We start from the raw sequence: 18332 nt of genomic DNA, 5'->3' as shown, positions 1-18332 counted from the left end.
GGATGGTAGGGACACGTACACGACCGGCAGGACGGGCACAACGGATGATTTCCGTCATATTCGATCTCGACGGCACCCTCGTGGACAGCGAACCGAACTACTACGAGTCGGGCCGCCTCACCCTGGAGCGCCACGGGGTCACCGATTTCACGTGGGAGCAGCACTCCCGCTTCATCGGCATCGGCACCCTGGAGACGCTGGAGATCCTGAAGGAGCGCTACGGCCTGCGGGCTCCCGTCGGACAACTGCTCGCGGAGCAGAACGCCAGCTATCTGGAGCTCGCCCGCACCCGTACCGAGGCCTACCCGGAGATGCGGAAGTTCGTCGAGCGGCTGCACGCGCGGGGCACGGCGATGGCGGTGGCCTCCGGCTCCTCGCGCGAGGCGATCGACGCCGTCCTGGCGGGCACCGGACTGGACGCGCTGCTGAGCACGGTCGTATCGGCCGAGGAGGTCGCGCGGGGCAAGCCCGCCCCCGACGTGTTCCTGGAGGCGGCCCGCCGGCTCGACGCCGCGCCGGCCGACTGCGTGGTCCTCGAGGACGCGGCGCCCGGCGCCCGGGCCGCACTCGCCGCCGGGATGCACTGCGTGGCGATCCCCTACGTGACGGACACCGCCGACGACCCTGCCTTCGCCGCGGCGGGCCTGCTCTTCGCGGGCGGACAGGCCGAATTCAGCGCGGACGCGGCCTACGACTGGCTGCTGTCGCACGAAACCGCCTGAGCCCGGAGGCACCCGTGCGCGCTCGCGATGCCGCGAGATCGGCCTGAACTGCCCCTGGGAACTGCCCCCTTGGCGGTGCTCACGCTCCTACGCTCGGGCCTCGGCGGCGGCGGGAGAGCACGCCGCCCTGACGCAGGAGAGGGCTTGATGGACATGAACAGGAACAAGCTGGCGGCCGGCGGCGCCGCCGTCGTGATGGCGGCGGGGATCGCGATGACGGCGGTCGGCACGGCGAACGCGGCCCCGGGCGGCGCGCGCATCACCTCGGTGGAGCAGCTGCACCACAACCTGTCCCAGGCGGTGGCGCAGGAGCAGGCCCTCGGCCTGCAGGGCACCCTCGGTGACCCCGTCGGCCGTGAGGTCCTGGCGTCGAGCGACGCCGTAGAGGGCTGACGGGCCGGGTGAGCACCGTGGGAAGCGACCAGACGGCCAGCGAACGGACGGCAGGCGACCGGACGGCAGGCGACCGGACGGCTTCGTCGCCGGTGCCCCCGGCGTCCCCGGCGACCTGGTGCCCGAGCGGCGAAGCCCGGGCCCCCGAGTCCGTGGTCCTCGGCGTCCGCTCGGCGACGGACGGCCAGGTGGTCTACCTCGCCGATCCGGTCCCGGCGGCCGAGGTGCTCGGCAGCGTTCCCGAGGGCATCGAACCGACCCGGGTCCTGCGCTTCGCCTCGCACTGCGTCTCCGCCTGCGTCAACCGGCGGGGCGACGACTGCGCCCTGGTGGAACGGGTCCTGACCCTGCCCGCGGCCACGGCGGACGCCCGCGCGGTCCCGCGGTGCCACCTGCGTTCCCGGTGCCAGTGGTGGCAGCAGTCGGGCGTCTCCGCCTGCCACCGCTGCCCGGCCGTCACCACGGCCACCTTCCGGGAGGACGAACTCGCCACCCTGGTGGCCGACCCGTCCACCACCCCGGAGCAACTGGCCGCCTGGATCAGGGAGTCCGCCTGACCGAGCCCGGCCGGCACAGAAAGCGAGACCCCCGCCCGGCGGAAACCCCCGTCGCCGGACGGGGGCTTCCGCGTTCCCGCCGCGTCCCGGTATCGAAGACGCTCCGTCCAGTGGGCGAGACACCATTGACCGGCCTCCGGTCGGATGGCTACCTTCTGCCGCATGTTGCGTTCAGCCCTTCTCACCACGCGCGGTCACATCGACCTGCTGCGGGTGGCCTCCGCCGCGTGTCGCCGCGGCTGCTGACGCCCTCTCCCGCTTTCTTCTCCACCCGTCACGAGCGCCGCGCGCTCGTTTCCGGCGCACCCTGAATCACCCTCCCCCGCCCCTTCCTTGAACGCGTCTTCCTTGACCGCGCCCGCCGATCGGCGGGTCGGCAGGGCACGGTTGCGGACGGGCGACCGTGGGCCGGGCTGACGCCTCCTCCCCCTCCCTCCTTGCCTCTCCCCCCTCTCCGTTTCCGTGGAGCCCTCATGAGCATCGACCATGCGCCGCCCGACATATCCCCCATAGCGGGATCCGAACCGGCCGCTCCGTTCCCCGCCACGCCCGCCGCTACGACCGCCACGACCGGCGCGACTGCCACGACCGCCGCAGCCTCCGCGCCCGCCCTGGTGCCCGTCGTACCGGCCTCCGCGCGCCGCCGGTCCGTACCGCGCTGGGCGCGGCGCACCGCCGGCCCGCTGCTCCTGCTCGCCCTCTGGCAACTGGCCAGCACCTTCGGGATGCTGCCTGTCGACGCACTCGCCCCGCCGTCGACGATCGCCCGGGCGGGCGCTGATCTGATCGGGGACGGGACCCTGCCCTCGGCGATGGGGATCTCCCTCCAGCGCGTCGCGATCGGCCTGCTGATCGGCGGCACCGCCGGTACCGCGCTCGCGCTGCTCTCGGGACTGTCGCGGCTCGGCGAGGACCTGATCGACGCGAGCGTGCAGATGCTCCGTACCGTTCCGTGGGTCGGTCTCATTCCGCTGTTCATCATCTGGATGGGCATCGGCGAGGCCCCCAAGGTGGCCCTGATCGCGCTCGGCACCGCCTTCCACCTGTACTTGAACGTGTACGCCGGGATCCGCGGCGTGGACGAGCAGCTGATCGAGGCGGGCGGCTCGCTGGGGCTCGGCGGGTGGGGCCTCGTACGGCACGTGGTGCTGCCGGGCGCCCTGCCCGGGTTCATGACCGGGCTGCGCTACTCGCTCGCGACCGCCTGGCTGGCCCTCGTGTTCGGGGAGTCCATCAACGCCGACGCCGGAATCGGGTTCCTGATGAACCAGGCCCGCGAGTTCTTCCGTACCGACGTCATCGTCGTCTGCCTCGTCGTCTACGCCTTCCTCGGCCTGTCCGCCGACCTCCTCGTCCGCGCTCTCGAAAGGCTGCTTCTGCAATGGCGACCGACCTTCAAGGGGCAGTGATCCCGCCGGCCCCCACCACCGCCGCCGCCGTGCGCGTGGCCGGGCTGACCCGGTCCTTCGGCGGCAGGGCCGTCATCGACGGGCTCGACCTGACCCTGCGCGCGGGCGAGTTCACGGTCCTGCTGGGACGCAGCGGCTGCGGCAAATCCACGCTGCTGCGGATCCTGGCCGGCCTGGACCGGGAGATCGAGGGCGAGGTACTGGTCCCGGAGCGGCGGGCGGTCGCGTTCCAGGCGCCCCGGCTGATGCCGTGGAAGCGGGTCTGGCGCAACGTGCTGCTCGGACTGCCCGGGCGCCCCGAACGGGAGCGTGCCGAGCGGGCCTTGGCCGAGGTCGGGCTGGAACACCGGAGCGAAGCCTGGCCCAAGACCCTGTCGGGCGGCGAGGCCCAGCGCGCGTCGCTGGCCCGGGCGCTGGTCCGCGAACCCGATCTGCTGCTGCTGGACGAGCCGTTCGGGGCGCTGGACGCGCTGACGCGGATCAAGGCCCAGCGGCTGGTCGCCGAGCTGTGGCAGCGGCGCGGCTGCGCGGTCCTGCTGGTCACGCACGACGTGGACGAGGCGGTGCTGCTGGCCGACCGGATCCTGGTGATGGACGAGGGCAGGATCGCCCACGACACGCAGGTCGAGCTGGAGCGGCCGCGGGCGGTCGGCGATGCGGGGTTCGCGCGGCTGCGCGCGCTGCTGCTCGCCGAACTCGGCGTCGGCTGACCCGCCCCCTTTCTTCCTCCCTCCCCCTTCCTTCCCCCTCCCCCATCCTTCCCCCTCCCCCTTCCTTCCGCATAACCGCGCACGAGAGACCGAAGAGAACGCCATGAGACGCAACTCCCTGTCCCTGTCCCTGCTCGCCACCCTCGTTCCGCTGTCCCTGGCGCTGACCGCCTGCGGCGGCAGCTCCGCCGCCGACAGCGGTCCGGGCTCCTCCCGGGACGGGGCTACGGCGGCCGGTGCGAAGGTCACCCTCAGCGTCGGGGACCAGAAGGGCGGCTCCGAGTCGCTGCTGCGGGCGGCCGGGGAGCTGGAGAACCTCGACTACACGATCAAGTGGTCCACCTTCACCTCCGGGCCGCCGCTGCTGGAGGCGGTCAACGCCAAGGCCGTCGACATCGGCGCGGTGGGCAACACCCCGCCCGTGTTCGCCGCCGCCGCCAAGTCGAAGATCGCGGTGGTGGCCGCCACGCACGGCTCCTCCGCGGGCGAGGCGATCCTCGTGCCCAAGGACTCCCCGCTGAAGTCCCCCGCCGACCTGCGCGGCAAGAAGATCGCCGTGGCGCAGGGCAGTTCGGCGCACTTCCAGCTGATCGCGAGCCTCCAGCAGGCCGGCCTGACCCCCTCCGACGTGCAGATCACCCTGCTCCAGCCGGCGGACGCGCTCGCCGCGTTCAACAGCGGCAAGGTCGACGCCTGGGCGGTCTGGGACCCGTACACCTCGCAGGTGCTGCGGGCCGGGGCGCGCGTGCTCACCTCCGGTGAGGGGATCGTCAACGGTCTGGGCTTCCAGGTCGCGGCGCCGTCCGCACTGGAGGACCCGGCGAAGGGCAAGGCCGTCGCGGACTACGTGCGGCGCCTCCAGCGGGCCCAGGAGTGGGTGTTCACGCACCCGGAGGAGTGGGCCAAGGCCTGGGCGAAGGAGACCGGTCTGCCGTACGAGGTGGCCCTCGACTCGGTGAAGCGCAGCACCGGGACCCGGGTGCCGGTCGCGGTGGACGATGCGGCGGTGGCCTCCGAGCAGAAGATCGCGGACACCTTCGCCGAGCTGAAGCTGATCCCCGGCAAGGTCGTCTTCAAGGACTACGTCGACACCCGGTTCAACGGCTCCCTGCCGCCCTCCACCACCGCGCCCCGCGCGTTCGGGAAGGACTCCTGATGACCGTCCGGCTGCACTGGTTCCTGCCGACCGGCGGCGACGGCCGCACCCTCGTCGACCGGCACGCGTACGCCCACAACACGGCGGCGGCCGGGGTGCGCGCGCCCGACATCGAGTACCTGGCCCAGATCGCGAAGGCCGCCGAGCGCCTCGGTTTCGAGGCGGTGCTGACCCCGACCGGGACCTGGTGCGAGGACGCCTGGCTGACCACCGTGGCCCTCGCGCAGCACACCGAGCGGCTGAAGTTCCTGGTCGCCTTCCGGCCCGGGGTGATCTCGCCGACGCTGGCCGCGCAGATGGCGGCGACGTACCAGCGGATCACCCGCGGGCGTCTGCTGCTCAACGTGGTGACGGGCGGGGACGGGGCGGAGCAGCGGCGGTTCGGGGACCACCTCGGCCACGACCGGCGTTACGAACGGACCGCCGAGTTCCTGTCGGTCGTGCGGGGGGTGTGGGGCGGGCGGCCCTACGACTTCCAGGGCGAGCACTACCGTGTCGAGGGCGGGCTGACGGCGCTGCCGCCCGACCCGCTGCCGGAGATCTTCTTCGGCGGGTCCTCGGCCGCGGCCGGGCCCGTGGCGGCGGAGCACGCCGATGTGTACCTGACCTGGGGCGAACCGCCGCAGCAGGTGAAGGAGAAGATCGACTGGATCCGTGGGCTGGCCGAGGAGCGGGGGCGCACGGTGCGGTTCGGCATCCGGCTGCACACCATCTCGCGGGATTCCGCGAAGGAGGCGTGGGGGGCGGCCGACCGGCTGCTCGGGGACCTGTCCGACGCGGACATCGCCACCGCGCAGTCGCTGCTGGGCGTGAGCGAGTCGGTGGGGCAGCAGCGGATGCTGGCCCTGCACGGCGGCTCGCGGGACGGGCTGGAGATCTCGCCGAACCTGTGGGCGGGCGTGGGCCTGGTCCGGGGCGGTGCGGGGACGGCGCTCGTGGGCAGCCACGGGGACGTGGCGGACCGGATCGAGGAGTACCACGCGCTCGGGATCGAGCACTTCGTCCTGTCGGGGTACCCGCACCTGGAGGAGGCGTACTGGTTCGGGGAGGGCGTGACCCCGGAGCTGGCGGCGCGCGGCCTGCTGGCGTAGGGGGGTAGGCGCGCAGGAGCGTGGGGGGGGGAAGATCCCGCGCTCCCCGTGGGTTGGCAGAACCGTGAACGAAGTGGCGCGGGACGTGGCAGAGGTGGACGTGGTGGTCGTCGGGGCGGGCCAGGCGGGCCTGTCCAGCGCCTACCACCTGGCCCGGGCGGGGATCGACCACGTGGTGCTGGACCACTCGCCGCGGCCGGGCGGCGCCTGGCAGTTCCGCTGGCCCTCGCTCACCTACGGCAAGGTCCACGGGATGCACGCGCTGCCCGGCATGGAGCTGGTCGGCGCGGATCCGCTGCGGCCCTCGTCCGAGGTGGTCGGGGAGTACTTCGCGGCGTACGAGGAGCGCTTCGGCCTGCGCGTACGCCGGCCCGTGGACGTGAGCGCGGTACGCGACGGCGGCGACAGCGGCGGGGGCGGGCCGGCCGGACGGCTGCTCGTGGAGTCCTCGTCGGGCACCTGGTCGGCGCGGGCGCTGGTCAACGCCACCGGCACCTGGGACCGGCCGTTCTGGCCGCGCTACCCGGGCCAGGAGCTGTTCCGGGGCCGCCAGCTGCACACGGCGAACTACCCGGGCCCGCAGCAGTTCGCCGGGTCCCGGGTCATCGTCGTCGGCGGCGGCACCTCGGCGGTGCAGCACCTGCTGGAGATCTCCGAGGTGGCGGCGGAGACCACGTGGGTCACCCGCCGGCCGCCCGTGTTCCGCGAGGGGACCTTCGGCGAGGCCGAGGGCCGGGCGGCGGTGGCGCTGGTCGAGGAGCGGGTCCGGCGCGGGCTGCCGCCGCAGAGCGTGGTCAGTGTGACCGGCCTGCCGCTGAACGAGGCGGTACGGGCGGGGCTGGCCTCGGGGGTCCTGGAGCGGCGGCCCGCCTTCGACCACCTCACCGCGACGGGGGCCACCTGGGCGGACGGCTCCCGCGTGGAGGCCGATGTGGTCCTGTGGGCCACCGGCTTCCGGGCCGCCGTCGACCACCTGGCCCCCCTGCGGCTGCGCGAGCCGGGCGGCGGCATCCGGGTCGAGGGGACCAGGGCGGTCCGGGACGCGCGCGTCCACCTGGTCGGCTACGGCCCGTCGTCGTCGACGGTCGGCGCCAACCGGGCCGGCGCCGCCGCCGCCCGGGAACTGCGCCGCTTCCTGGCCCGCACCCCGTCCGGCGTCCGCGGTTAGGGCGTCCGGGGAGCGGGCGGAGCCGCGGCCGCGCGATGGTGGTTGAACTCGGCCACGTTCCGCTTGTGTTCCTCGTAGGTCGCCGAGAAGCGCGTGTCACCCGGTTTCACGGTGACGAAGAACAGCCAGTCGCCGGGGGTCGGCGCGACCGCCGCCGCCATGGCGCGCAGGCCCGGGCTGTCGATCGGGGTGGGGGGCAGGCCCTGGCGTTCGTAGGTGTTGAAGGGGTGGTCGATGCGGGTGTCGCTGAGTGTGGTGTCGACCGTGGTGCGGCCCAGGGCGTAGTTGATGGTGGAGTCCATCTGGAGCGGCATCGACTTCGCCAGCCGGTTGTGCACCACGCGCGCGACCTTGCCCATGTCCGCCGGGGTGTCGGCCTCCGCCTCGATGATGCTGGCGAGGGTGGCCGTCTGGTACGGGGTCATGCCGTGCGCCTTGCCGCCGTCGGCGACGGGCTTCGTGGCGAGCTTCCGGTTCGCCGTCTCCACCATGTACGTGAGCAGCTCGACCGGGGTGGACTTGGAGGTCACCGGGTACGTCGCCGGGAAGAGGTAGCCCTCCGGGTTGCCCTTGGCCTCCGCCGGCAGGGGCAGCGCGGCCGTGGCGGCGGCCTTCCGGGTGGTGCCGGCGGGGAGCTTCAGTTCGCGGTCGACGGCGGCGTAGACCTGGGGAGCCCGCCAGCCCTCGGGGATCAGCAGCCGGCGTGGTTGCTCGGGCGGCGCCTCGCCGGGCAGGAGCGGGATCAGCACGGCGGTTCCGAGCGCGAGCAGTATGCCGAGGAAGAGCGCCAGGCGGCCTCGGCGGGTGAGCCGGGAGCGGCGCGATGACGGCAGGTCTTCTTGACGCATGCGGGAACGCTAGCCCGCACTTCCTTGCATTTCCGGCATTACATGCCTTACCGCTCCCATTTAAGTCATACGATCACACTTTCACGGGAGTCGGCAGCGGCTCCTCCCAAGGCCCCTGCTCCCGTACGGCGGGGGTGGCCTTTGCGGCGTCCCGGTCCCGGCGGACCAGCGCCGCATAGCGCCCGCCGGCGCCCAGCAGCTCCTCGTGCGTCCCGCGCTCGGCTATGCGGCCCGCGTCCAGGACCACGATCTGATCGGCATCCCGGACGGTGGAGAGGCGGTGCGCGATGGTGATGGTGGTGCGGCCCCGGGAGAGGTTGTCGATGGCCCGCTGCACCGCGTGCTCGGTGCGGGTGTCCAGGGCGCTGGTGGCCTCGTCGAGGATGAGCACCGGCGGATCGCGCAGGATCGTGCGCGCGATGGCCAGGCGCTGCTTCTCGCCGCCGGAGAAGCGGTAGCCGCGCTCGCCGACCAGGGTGTCGTACCCGTCGGGCAGGGACTCGATGTGGTCGTGGATCTGGGCCGCCCGGGCCGCCTCGGTGATCTCCTCGTCGGTGGCGTCGGGCTTGGCGAAGCGCAGGTTGTCGGCGACCGAGGCGTGGAAGAGGTAGGTCTCCTGGGAGACCACGCCTATGGAGCGGGCCAGCGAGTCGAAGTCGAGGTCGCGCACGTCCACCCCGTCGAGGGCGACCCGGCCGCCGGTCACGTCGTAGAGCCGCGGCACGAGATAGCTGAGGGTGCTCTTGCCGGAGCCGGTCGGGCCGACCACGGCGAGGGAGCCGCCGGCGGGGACGGTGATGTCGATGCCGGTGAGCGTCGGGCCGTTCTGGGGCTCGTAGGCGAAGTGCACGTCCTCCAGGCGGACCTCACCCTTGGCCCGGTCCAGCCGGACGGGGTCCGGGCGCTCGGTGATGTCCACCGGCAGGTCCAGGTACTCGAAGATGCGGGCGAACAGCGCGAGCGAGGTCTGGATCTGCACACCGGTCGACAGCAGGCTCACGGCGGGCCGGAACAGGCCCTGCTGGAGGCTGACGAAGGCGACGAGCGTTCCGACGGAGAGCGAGGGGGCACCGGTCTGCAGGGCGATGCCCGCGGCCCAGTAGATGAGCGCGGGCATGGCGGCCATGACGATGCCAATGGTCGACATCCGCCAGCGCCCGGCCATGCTGGAGCGCACCTCCAGGCCGACCAGCTTCTCGGACTCCTCGGCGAAGGACTTGGTCAGCGACTCGGAACGGCCCATGGTGCGGCCCAGCAGGATGCCGCTCACGGAGAGGGACTCGGTGACCTCGGCGGCCATCGCGGCCATCTGCTTCTGCCGCTGCGTGGTGATCTTCTTGCGCTCGCGGCCGACGCGGCGGCTGATCCACACGAAGAGGGGCAGCAGGAGCAAGGAGACGAGGGTGAGCCGCCAGTCGAGGGCGAGCATCGCGACGACGGAGGCGATGACGGCGGTCAGGTTCGACACGAGCGAGGTCGCGGTCGAGGTGACGGTGGCCTGCATGCCGCCGATGTCGTTGGCTATGCGGGACTGCACCTCACCGGTGCGCGTGCGCGTGAAGAAGGCCAGGGGCATCCGCTGGAGCTGGGCGTAGACGGCGGTGCGCAGGTCGTGCATCACGCGCTGGCCGACGGTGGTGGAGATGAAGGTCTGGAGGACGCCGAACACGCTGGTCACGACGGCGGTCAGGATCATGCCGAGCGCGAGCAGGCTCAGCAGCCCGGTGCGGCCCTGCGGGATCGCGACGTCCAGGATCTCCTTGAGGAGGAACGGCGAGGCGACGCCGACCAGCGAGGACGCGGCGACCAGTGCCCCGACCACCGCGAGACGCCCGCGGTAGGGACGGAACAGGCCGAGGATCCGCCGCAGCTCGCGCGGGCGCTCGGAGGGGGCCGGACGGCTGGGGTCGAGGGCTTCGTTCGATGGGGTCCACTTCGGTTCTTCGGGGCGCATGGGCCTCCTTCTGACGAGACTCCGGTGAGCATAGCTCATTGTTACCTATACTCACAATGAATCCGGTCCTGGTACTGTTCCCCAGTATGAGCACCGGTTCCGAGACCGACACCCCCGACTCCACCGACGGCGTCCTCGCCGAGCAGCTGCTGCGCCTCACGCGGCGGCTCCACCGCATCCAGAAGCGCCACCTGGAGCCGCTCGGGATCACCCCGGCGCAGGGCCGGCTGCTCCGGCTCGTCGCGCACCACGGCGGCGAACAGCCGCCCCGAATGGCCGATCTCGCCAAGCGCCTTGAGGTCGTGCCCCGCGCCGTGACCACCCTCGTCGACGGCCTGGAGACGGCCGACTGCGTGCGCCGCGTACCGGACCCCGCCAACCGCCGCGTCATCCGGATCGAGCTCACCGAAACCGGTCGCGCCACGCTGCGCCGTCTGCGCAACGCGCGGACCGGCGCCGCGGAGGAGATCCTGGCTCCATTGACCGCCGGACAGCGCGAGGTGCTCGGCGGCCTGCTGAACGCGCTGGCGGACGCCCCGGCGGGGATCCCGGCGGAACGCGGCTGCTGAGGCGGCCACGGGCGCCGGGCCGGGCCCCCACCGGCGTCCGGACGGACGGACCGCGACGAGGAGGGCCCCGACATGCCGCTGCTGGAACCGAGGCCGGACGCCCTTCGCCCGCGGGGCCCCGGCGCCCCGGCCCCCGACCGGGTCCCCGACCGGCTGGCGGCGGGCACCCCGCCCGGGCTGCGGGCCGACCTGACCGAGCTGCTCGGCGCCGAGAAGGTGCTGTGGAAGGTATCCGACCTGGTCCGTTACGCCACCGACGCCTCCCCGTACCGGTTCGTACCGCAGGTCGTGGTGGTCGCCGAGGACATCGACGACGTCTCCGCCGTGCTCTCGTACGCCCACGGAAAGCAGCGAGAGGTGGTCTTCCGCGCCGCCGGGACCTCGCTGAACGGGCAGGCCCAGGGCGAGGACATCCTGGTCGACGTGCGCCGCCACTGGGCCGGGATCGAGGTCCTCGACGGCGGCCGCCGTGCCCGGATCCGGCCCGGCACCACCGTGCTGCGGGCCAACGCGGCCCTGGCCCGGCACGGCCGGATCCTGGGGCCCGACCCGGCCAGCGCCCTCGCCTGCACCCTCGGCGGGGTCGTCGCGAACAACGCCTCGGGCATGACGGCGGGGACCACGAGGAACTCGTACCGCACCCTCTCCTCCCTCACCCTCGTGCTGCCGACCGGCACCGTGGTCGACACCGCCGACCCGCTCGCCGACGAGGAACTGGCCCGCGCCGAGCCGGCCCTCTGCCGGGGGCTGCTGGAGATCAAGCGGGAGATCGAGGCCGACCCGGAACTCGTCGCCCGCATCCGCGCCAAGTACGAGATCAAGAACACCACCGGCTACCGCCTCGACGCCTACCTCGACGGCACCACGCCCGTGGAGATCCTGCGCGGCCTGCTGGTCGGGTCCGAGGGCACCCTCGGCTTCATCTCCGAGGTCGTCTTCGACACCCTGCCCCTGGACCGCGAACTCACCACCGCCCTGCTCTTCTTCCCCTCCCTGACCGCCGCTGCCGCCGCCGTACCGCTGTTCAACGAGGCGGGCGCCCTGGCCGTGGAGCTGATGGACGGCAACACCCTGCGCGCCTCGGTCAGCGTCGCGGGCGTGCCCGCCGACTGGGCGGACCTGCCCAAGGAGACGGCCGCGCTGCTGGTGGAGTTCCGGGCCCCGGACGCGGCGGGCCGCGCGCGGTGCGAGCGCCGGGCGGCCGGGGTGCTGGCCGGGCTGGAGCTCGTCGCCCCGGTCGCCTCCGTCACCAACGCCTTCACCGGGGACCCCGCGGTCATCTCCGGCTACTGGAAGGCCCGCAAGGCCTTCGTCACGGCCGTCGGCGGCGCCCGCGCGCCCGGCACCACCCTGATCACCGAGGACTTCGCCGTACCCCCCTCACGCCTGGCCGAGGCCTGCGCGGCGCTCCTCGTCCTCCAGGCCGAGCACGGTTTCGACGCGGCCGTCGCCGGCCACGCCGCCCACGGCAACCTGCACTTCCTGCTCGCCTTCGACGCCTCCGTGCCCGCCGACGTCGACCGGTACGCGGCCTTCATGGAGGCCTTCTGCCGGCTCACCGTCGAACGGTTCGACGGCTCGCTGAAGGCCGAGCACTCCACGGGCCGCAACATGGCCCCCTTCCTCGAACTGGAATGGGGCCCCCGGGCCACCGAGCTGATGTGGCGCACGAAGCGGACCGTCGACCCGGACCTCGTCCTCGCCCCGCGGATCCTCCTCGACCGCGATCCGCGGGCCCATCTGCGCGGGCTGAAGACGATCCCCCGGATCGAGGCCGTCGCCGACCCCTGCATCGAATGCGGGTTCTGCGAACCGGTCTGTCCCAGCCGCGACCTGACGACCACTCCGCGCCAGCGGATCGCGCTGCGCCGCGAGATGGTGCGCCAGCGGCCCGGCTCCCCCGTCCTCGCCGGCCTGCTCGACTCCTACGGCTACGACGCCGTCGACACCTGCGCCGGCGACTCCGTCTGCGCGCTCGCCTGCCCCGTCGGCATCGACACCGGCGCCCTGATGAGGGACTTCCGCCACCGCCGCCACGGGCCGCGCGAGGAACGCGCCGCCGCCCTGGCCGCGAAGCGGTTCCGCGGCGTGGAGGCCGCCGCCCGGCTGGCCGTGGCCGCGGCCGGCGCGATCACCGCCCGCGTCGGCGACGGCCCCCTGACCGCGGTGACCGCGGCCGCCCGCAAGGCCGTGAACCCCGACCTCGTGCCCCGCTGGCTGCCCCAGATCCCCGGCGCCGCCGCCCGTACGCTCCCCGCGACCCGGCGGGCGGGCGCGGCCGCCGTGTACTACCCGGCCTGCGTCAACCGCATCTTCGGCGGCCCCCACGGCGACTTTGGGCCCTCCCTGCCGGAGGCCGTGGTCGCCGTGTCGCAGCGGGCCGGCAGGCCGGTGTGGATCCCCCGCGACGTCACCGGCACCTGCTGCGCCACCATCTGGCACTCCAAGGGGTACGAGGACGGCAACCGGGTGATGGCCAACCGGATCGTGGAAGCCGCCTGGGGGTGGACGGCCGGGGGCCGGCTCCCGCTGGTGGTCGACGCCTCCTCCTGCACCCTGGGGATCGCCCACGAGGTGGTCCCGTACCTGACCGAGGACAATCGCGCCCTCCACGCCGGACTGCGGGTCGTCGACTCCGTCGTCTGGGCGGCGGACGAACTGCTGCCCCGGCTGGAGGTCCTGCGCACGGTCGGCTCCGCGGTCCTCCATCCCACCTGCTCGATGCTCCGGCTGGACGACGTCGCCGCGCTCCGGGCGGTGGCCGGGGCCTGCGCCGACGAGGTGGTCGTCCCGCACGACGCGGGCTGCTGCGCCTTCGCCGGCGACCGGGGGATGCTGCACCCGGAACTGACGGCGGCGGCGACGGCCCGCGAGGCGGCGGAGGTGACGTCCCGGCCGTACGAGGCGCACCTGTCCGCGAACCGGATGTGCGAGGTGGGCATGGAACGGGCCACCGGCCACGCCTACTCCTCGGCGCTGCTCGCGCTGGAACGCGCCACCCGTCCCACGACGCCCTGACCCCGCGTCGGGCGGCCTCCCCAGCAGCCCGGACGCATCCCGCACGCCCCCGAGCGCCCCGCGTTACGCGCGGGCGCGCTCCCGGCCGCACCGGAAAATCGATTGCCGGGGCCGGGTCCGGAAGACGAACCTTGCGTGGTTCGGCTACTCGACCAGTCATGGGGCGTCATGCAGATCAGCGATCTTCCGTATGCGGACCCAGGACGACCCGACGCACGCTCAGGACCGGCGTTCCTGCGGTGGCTCGGACGCGGCCAGCTCGGCGGCCAGGCCCGCAGTCTCGCCTGGGGCCTGGTGCACTTCGGCGGCGTCGCCGGACTGCCCTACGCCGTCGGACTGGGCGTGGACGCGGTCGTCCGGCGCGACGGTGCCCGGCTGCTCCAGGTCGGCGGGCTGCTCCTGCTCCTCGGCGTGGCCATCTCCGTCGGTGACGCCATGCTGCACCGCACCGCCGTCACCAACTGGATCACCGCCGCCGCCCGGGTCCAGCAGCTGCTGGCCCGCAAGACCGCCGAGCTGGGCTCCGCCCTCACCCGCCGGGTCGCGGCCGGTGAGGTGGTGGCCGTGTCCACGGGCGACGTCGAGAAGATCGGCTGGTTCGTCGAGGCGGTCTCCCGCTTCCTCGCCGCCGCCCTGACCGTCGTCGCGATCTGCGTCGGCCTGCTGTTCTACGCCCCGGCCATCGGTGTGGTCGTCGCCGTCGGCGTCCCCGTGCTGGCCCTGTCCGTCCTGCCGCTGCTGCCCCGCGCCACCCGGCGCGCGGACCTCCAGCGCGAGAAGGCGGGCAAGGCGACGGAGCTGGCCTCCGACACCGTGGCGGGCCTGCGCGTCCTGCGCGGCATCGGTGGGGAGGAACTGTTCCTGGGCCGCTACCGCGAGGCCTCGCAGGAGGTCCGCCGGGCCGCTGTGCGCAGCGCGCGGATGTGGGCTCTGATCGCCGCCGTCCAGGTGCTGCTGCCGGGCGCGCTGCTGATCACGGTGATCTGGTACGGCTCCGTGCTGGTGCTCGACGAGCGGCTGGCGGTCGGTGAACTGGTCGCGGCCTTCAGCGCGGTGAGCACCATGCTGTACCCGCTGCGGCACTTCCAGGAGATCGCGATGGCGTACTCCTTCTCCCGGCCCTCCGCCGCACGCGCGGCCCGGGTGCTGTCGCTGACCCGCACCGACTCCGACTCCGAGACCGCCACCACCGCCGGCTCCGGTGCGGTGGTCTCCCCGCCCGCGCCGGGCGGGGACCTGTACGACGCCGAGACCGGGGTGCTGGCTCCGGCCGGCCGGTTCACGGCGGTCGTGTGCGGGGACTCCGACCTCGCGGGCCGGCTGGCCGAGCGGCTGGGCGGCCATCCGATGGACGCCGCCGCCGGGGTCCGTTCCGCCCTGCTGGGCGGGGTGGCGCTGGACGAACTCCCGCTGGACGCGGCGCGCGAGCTGGTCCTCGTACAGGACAAGGATCCAGTGCTGCTGTCCGGCACGCTGCGCCAGCTGTTCGACGTACCGGCCTCCGGCTGCGTCACGGCCGGGGAGGCGCTGGCGGCCGCCCGGTGCGACGACGTCCTGGACGCGCTGCTGCAATCGGCCCCCGAGGGGGTGGACGACCCGATGGACGCCCGGATCACCGAGCGCGGCCGCTCGCTGTCGGGCGGCCAGCGCCAGCGGCTGGCGCTGGCCAGGTCCCTGGTCACGGACCCGGAGGTGCTGGTCCTGGACGAGCCGACGTCGGCGGTCGATTCGCACACCGAGGCACGGATCGCCGAGGGCATCGCGGCCCTGCGCGCCGGGCGGACGACGGTGGTGCTGGCCTCCTCGCCCCTGCTGCTGGACCGTGCCGACCGGGTCGTCCTGGTCCACGAGGGCCGCGCCCTCCCGGCGGGCACGCACCGCGAGCTGCTGCGGGCCGAGCCGCGCTACCGGGCGGTCGTCACGCGCGAGACGGACGAGGAACAGCGGCGCGCCGGGATCGGCCTGGCGGCTCCGGCCGGGGAACTCACAGAGATCGAGGAGTCCGCATGATCGGCTTGGCGCCCCCGGAACACGATCCGGCGGCCCCCGAGACGGCCGCGACGCTGCCCGTGGGCTCGTCGGCGACCGTACGGGGCTACGTGCGCGGCCTGCTGCGCCGCCACCGGCGCGCCTTCGTGGCGCTGGTGGCGGTCAACGCGGTCGCGGTCATCGCCTCCATGGCCGGGCCCGCCCTGCTGGGCCGGGTGGTCGACGAGCTCTCCTCGGGGGCCCGCGAGCTCCATCTGGGGCGCGTGGCCCTGCTGTTCGCGCTGGCACTGGCCGTCCAGACGTTCTTCACGCGTCTGGTGCGGCTGCGCGGGGCGATGCTCGGCGAGGAGATGCTGGCGGACCTGCGCGAGGACTTCCTGGTGCGTTCCGTCGGGCTGCCCCCGGGCGTGCTGGAGCGCGCCGGCACCGGCGACCTGCTCTCGCGGATCACGACCGACATCGACCGGCTGGGCAACGCCATGCGCGAGGCCGTACCGCAGCTGACCATCGGCGTGGTGTGGGCCGGGCTGCTGTACGGGGCGCTCGCGGTGACCGCCCCGCCGCTGGCGCTGGCGGCCCTGCTGGCGCTGCCGGTGCTGGTGATCGGCTGCCGCTGGTACTTCCGGCGGGCGCCGTCGGCCTACCGCTCGGAGGCTGCCGGGTACGCGGCGGTCGCGGCGGCGCTGACCGAGACCGTGGACGCGGGCCGGACGGTGGAGGCGCACCGCCTCGGGCGGCGCCGGATCTCGCTGTCGGAGCAGCGGATCAAGGAGTGGACGGCCTGGGAGCGGTACACGCTCTACCTGCGGACGGTCCTCTTCCCCGTCGTGAACGTCACGTACATCGTGATCCTCGGCTCCGTGCTGATGATCGGCGGCTACTGCGTGCTGCGCGGCTGGATGTCGGTCGGGCAGATGACCACGGGGGCGCTGCTGGCGCAGATGATGGTCGATCCGATCGGTCTGATCCTGCGCTGGTACGACGAGCTCCAGGTCGCGCAGGTGTCGCTGGCCCGGCTCGTCGGCGTGCACGAGATCGAGCCGGACGCGGGGGACGCGACGGTCGCCCCACGGGGCCGGGCGGTGCGGGCCGACGAGGTCCACTTCGGTTACAAGGAGGGCGTGGACGTCCTGCACCGGGTGTCGATGTCGGTGCCGCCGGGCACCCGGATGGCGCTGGTCGGCCCTTCGGGCGCGGGCAAGTCGACGCTGGGGCGGCTGCTGGCGGGCATCTACGCGCCCCGGACCGGTGAGGTCACCCTCGGCGGGGCGCGGCTGTCGCGGATGCCGGCGGAGCGGGTGCGGGAGCACGTGGCGCTGGTCAACCAGGAGCACCACGTGTTCGTCGGCTCGCTGCGGGACAACCTGCGGCTGGCGCGGGCGGGTGCGGCGGACGCCGAACTGTGGGAGGCGCTGGGCGCGGTGGACGCCGAGGGCTGGGCGCGGGCGCTGGAGGCGGGGCTGGACACGGAGGTGGGTTCGGGCGGGACGGCCCTGACTCCGGCGCAGGCCCAGCAGGTCGCGCTGGCGCGGCTGGTGCTGGCGGATCCGCACACGCTGGTGCTCGACGAGGCGACCTCGCTGCTGGACCCTCGGGCGGCCCGGCACCTGGAGCGTTCGCTGGCCCGGGTGCTGGACGGCCGTACGGTCATCGCCATCGCCCACCGGCTGCACACCGCGCACGACGCGGACGTGATCGCGGTGGTGGAGGCCGGCCGGATCAGCGAGCTGGGTTCGCACGAGGAACTGGTCGCGGCGGACGGTGCCTACGCCGCCCTGTGGCGCTCCTGGCACGGCTGACGGCCGGCGCCGCCGGTCGGCCCGCCGGCCTGCCGGCCTGCCGGCCCGTCTGCGGGGGCGGGCCGGCGGCCCGTGTGCGGGTGGGCGGGCCGGCGGCCGGTCAGATGAAGCCGAGGGCCGCCGCGCCGCCCACGCCACCGAGGAGCATGAAGACCGGCATCAGCACCTTGAGCTCCACCCAGCTGCCGGCGCGGAACCGCATCATCTTCGGCGGCCCGATCGGGTACCAGCGCTTGCCCGCGATGGGCAGCGGCCACAGGATCGGGCAGCCGGACACGGTCAGCGCGTCGCCGATGTCGTGGACGAGGGCGCCGAGCACGATCGGCAGGCCGAGCCACAGGTACTCCTGGCCGGGGCCGGTGAAGAGCCAGCCCGCGCCGTTGCCCGGCTGGTCGAGCACACCGGCGAGGATCCAGGCGCTGGTCGCGCCGAGCAGCCAGACCAGGACGTCGCTGGACATCCGGGCGGCCCGCCACAACAGCCCCTCGACGGCCAGGACCAGGTGGACGAAGAGCAGCGCGAGCACGCCCCAGCGGCCGACTGTCACGGCGAGCGCGGAGGACCCGGCCCCTATCAGGACCGCCCAGAGCCAGGTGTGGGTGAGGGTGCGGTGGCCCCCGCTGCGGCGGGCGTCGCGCGGCGCGCGGGTGGCCTTGTAGACGGAGTACGAGATCTTGTCGACCACCTCGCACAGGCCCCGGGACAGCGGGCCGAAGGCGCGCGAGATCGTCGCCGACTTGTGGTCGAGGTCGGGGGCGAGGGCGGCCCCGGCGCAGATCAGCGCACCGACGACGAGGACGGGCCACGGCATCGGTTCCCCGGCGGCCGCGGTCGCGGCGCCGACCCCCAGCCAGGCGGCCGCCCCGGACAGTGAGTGAGCCGGACCCATCATGTCTGTTCCCCGCCCCGGTGCTGTGTGCTCGGGCCCCGTCGAGTCGGTTCGGTCGGG

The 18332-nt window shown here is 73.7% G+C and carries 16 protein-coding genes; 13 read left to right on the top strand and 3 right to left on the bottom strand.

Annotation, left to right across the window (positions count from 1 at the left end; genetic code table 11):
- Nucleotides 1–44: 44 nt before the first annotated feature.
- The 9 genes from ACFYYT_RS01275 to ACFYYT_RS01235 all read left to right on the top strand — a co-directional run bounded on the left by ACFYYT_RS01275 (nt 45) and on the right by ACFYYT_RS01235 (nt 7206).
- On the top strand, nt 45–722 hold the full coding sequence (locus tag ACFYYT_RS01275; protein ID WP_351826075.1) for an HAD family phosphatase: 678 nt from the start codon (nt 45–47) through the stop codon (nt 720–722).
- A gap of 147 nt (nt 723–869) precedes the next feature.
- The gene (locus ACFYYT_RS01270; RefSeq protein ID WP_351826076.1) at nt 870–1115 is read left to right on the top strand and encodes a hypothetical protein; all 246 of its coding nucleotides are present in this window, start codon (nt 870–872) and stop codon (nt 1113–1115) included.
- Between the two features lie 8 nt (nt 1116–1123).
- The gene (locus tag ACFYYT_RS01265; RefSeq protein WP_351826077.1) at nt 1124–1672 is read left to right on the top strand and encodes a hypothetical protein; all 549 of its coding nucleotides are present in this window, start codon (nt 1124–1126) and stop codon (nt 1670–1672) included.
- Between the two features lie 144 nt (nt 1673–1816).
- Nucleotides 1817–1918 carry a putative leader peptide gene (locus ACFYYT_RS01260; RefSeq protein ID WP_362127536.1) on the top strand — a complete coding sequence of 34 codons (102 nt, stop codon included), beginning with the start codon at nt 1817–1819 and terminating at the stop codon, nt 1916–1918.
- Between the two features lie 227 nt (nt 1919–2145).
- Entirely contained in the window at nt 2146–3081 is a 936-nt protein-coding gene (locus ACFYYT_RS01255; protein WP_351826078.1) for an ABC transporter permease, read from the top strand.
- Nucleotides 3054–3791, top strand: coding sequence for an ABC transporter ATP-binding protein (locus ACFYYT_RS01250; RefSeq protein ID WP_351826079.1), 738 nt, complete (start codon nt 3054–3056; stop codon nt 3789–3791). Before ACFYYT_RS01255 ends, ACFYYT_RS01250 begins: the two co-directional genes overlap by 28 nt.
- Nucleotides 3792–3894: 103 nt before the next feature.
- Nucleotides 3895–4947, top strand: coding sequence for an ABC transporter substrate-binding protein (locus ACFYYT_RS01245; protein ID WP_351826080.1), 1053 nt, complete (start codon nt 3895–3897; stop codon nt 4945–4947).
- On the top strand, nt 4947–6038 hold the full coding sequence (locus ACFYYT_RS01240) for an LLM class flavin-dependent oxidoreductase (RefSeq protein WP_351826081.1): 1092 nt from the start codon (nt 4947–4949) through the stop codon (nt 6036–6038). Before ACFYYT_RS01245 ends, ACFYYT_RS01240 begins: the two co-directional genes overlap by 1 nt.
- Nucleotides 6039–6102: 64 nt before the next feature.
- A complete protein-coding gene (locus ACFYYT_RS01235; RefSeq protein ID WP_351826082.1) occupies nt 6103–7206 on the top strand; it encodes an FAD-dependent oxidoreductase in 1104 nt (367 codons plus the stop codon).
- Here the strand turns inward: ACFYYT_RS01235 and mltG are convergent.
- Both mltG and ACFYYT_RS01225 read right to left on the bottom strand, forming a co-directional pair.
- Nucleotides 7203–8054, bottom strand: a complete 852-nt coding sequence (gene mltG / locus ACFYYT_RS01230; RefSeq protein WP_351826083.1) for an endolytic transglycosylase MltG — start codon at nt 8052–8054, stop codon at nt 7203–7205. The two genes, ACFYYT_RS01235 and mltG, sit on opposite strands and share 4 nt — an antisense overlap.
- 73 nt (nt 8055–8127) lie before the next feature.
- Nucleotides 8128–10008 carry an ABC transporter ATP-binding protein gene (locus tag ACFYYT_RS01225; RefSeq protein ID WP_351826084.1) on the bottom strand — a complete coding sequence of 627 codons (1881 nt, stop codon included), beginning with the start codon at nt 10006–10008 and terminating at the stop codon, nt 8128–8130.
- 86 nt (nt 10009–10094) lie between these two features.
- On the opposite strand from ACFYYT_RS01225, the gene ACFYYT_RS01220 reads away from it, so the two are divergent.
- The 4 genes from ACFYYT_RS01220 to ACFYYT_RS01205 all read left to right on the top strand — a co-directional run bounded on the left by ACFYYT_RS01220 (nt 10095) and on the right by ACFYYT_RS01205 (nt 17383).
- Entirely contained in the window at nt 10095–10577 is a 483-nt protein-coding gene (locus ACFYYT_RS01220; protein WP_351826085.1) for a MarR family transcriptional regulator, read from the top strand.
- A 72-nt stretch (nt 10578–10649) separates the two neighbouring features.
- The gene (locus ACFYYT_RS01215) at nt 10650–13595 is read left to right on the top strand and encodes an FAD-binding and (Fe-S)-binding domain-containing protein (RefSeq protein WP_351826086.1); all 2946 of its coding nucleotides are present in this window, start codon (nt 10650–10652) and stop codon (nt 13593–13595) included.
- A gap of 168 nt (nt 13596–13763) precedes the next feature.
- The gene (locus ACFYYT_RS01210) at nt 13764–15605 is read left to right on the top strand and encodes an ABC transporter ATP-binding protein (protein WP_351826108.1); all 1842 of its coding nucleotides are present in this window, start codon (nt 13764–13766) and stop codon (nt 15603–15605) included.
- Complete coding sequence (locus ACFYYT_RS01205) at nt 15602–17383, top strand: ABC transporter ATP-binding protein (protein WP_351826087.1); 1782 nt, start codon at nt 15602–15604, stop codon at nt 17381–17383. The genes ACFYYT_RS01210 and ACFYYT_RS01205 overlap by 4 nt, the downstream gene beginning before the upstream one ends.
- A 100-nt stretch (nt 17384–17483) precedes the next feature.
- Here ACFYYT_RS01205 and ACFYYT_RS01200 read toward each other — a convergent pair whose 3' ends face one another.
- Nucleotides 17484–18275: a metal-dependent hydrolase gene (locus ACFYYT_RS01200; protein ID WP_351826088.1), complete on the bottom strand. Its 792-nt coding sequence runs from the start codon at nt 18273–18275 to the stop codon at nt 17484–17486.
- Nucleotides 18276–18332: the final 57 nt, after the last annotated feature.

It is taken from the genome of Streptomyces sp. NPDC002032 (assembly GCF_042890765.1).
GTDB lineage: Bacteria > Actinomycetota > Actinomycetes > Streptomycetales > Streptomycetaceae > Streptomyces.
This window is presented reverse-complemented; position numbering and strand designations above follow the sequence as displayed.

Coding starts and splice junctions, on each gene's coding strand:
- ACFYYT_RS01275 (WP_351826075.1), top strand. CDS start 45: ATGATTTCCGTCATATTCGATCTCGACGGCACCCTCGTGGACAGCGAA.
- ACFYYT_RS01270 (WP_351826076.1), top strand. CDS start 870: ATGGACATGAACAGGAACAAGCTGGCGGCCGGCGGCGCCGCCGTCGTG.
- ACFYYT_RS01260 (WP_362127536.1), top strand. CDS start 1,817: ATGGCTACCTTCTGCCGCATGTTGCGTTCAGCCCTTCTCACCACGCGC.
- ACFYYT_RS01255 (WP_351826078.1), top strand. CDS start 2,146: ATGAGCATCGACCATGCGCCGCCCGACATATCCCCCATAGCGGGATCC.
- ACFYYT_RS01250 (WP_351826079.1), top strand. CDS start 3,054: ATGGCGACCGACCTTCAAGGGGCAGTGATCCCGCCGGCCCCCACCACC.
- ACFYYT_RS01245 (WP_351826080.1), top strand. CDS start 3,895: ATGAGACGCAACTCCCTGTCCCTGTCCCTGCTCGCCACCCTCGTTCCG.
- ACFYYT_RS01240 (WP_351826081.1), top strand. CDS start 4,947: ATGACCGTCCGGCTGCACTGGTTCCTGCCGACCGGCGGCGACGGCCGC.
- mltG (WP_351826083.1), bottom strand. CDS start 8,054: ATGCGTCAAGAAGACCTGCCGTCATCGCGCCGCTCCCGGCTCACCCGC.
- ACFYYT_RS01225 (WP_351826084.1), bottom strand. CDS start 10,008: ATGCGCCCCGAAGAACCGAAGTGGACCCCATCGAACGAAGCCCTCGAC.
- ACFYYT_RS01220 (WP_351826085.1), top strand. CDS start 10,095: ATGAGCACCGGTTCCGAGACCGACACCCCCGACTCCACCGACGGCGTC.
- ACFYYT_RS01215 (WP_351826086.1), top strand. CDS start 10,650: ATGCCGCTGCTGGAACCGAGGCCGGACGCCCTTCGCCCGCGGGGCCCC.
- ACFYYT_RS01210 (WP_351826108.1), top strand. CDS start 13,764: ATGCAGATCAGCGATCTTCCGTATGCGGACCCAGGACGACCCGACGCA.
- ACFYYT_RS01205 (WP_351826087.1), top strand. CDS start 15,602: ATGATCGGCTTGGCGCCCCCGGAACACGATCCGGCGGCCCCCGAGACG.
- ACFYYT_RS01200 (WP_351826088.1), bottom strand. CDS start 18,275: ATGATGGGTCCGGCTCACTCACTGTCCGGGGCGGCCGCCTGGCTGGGG.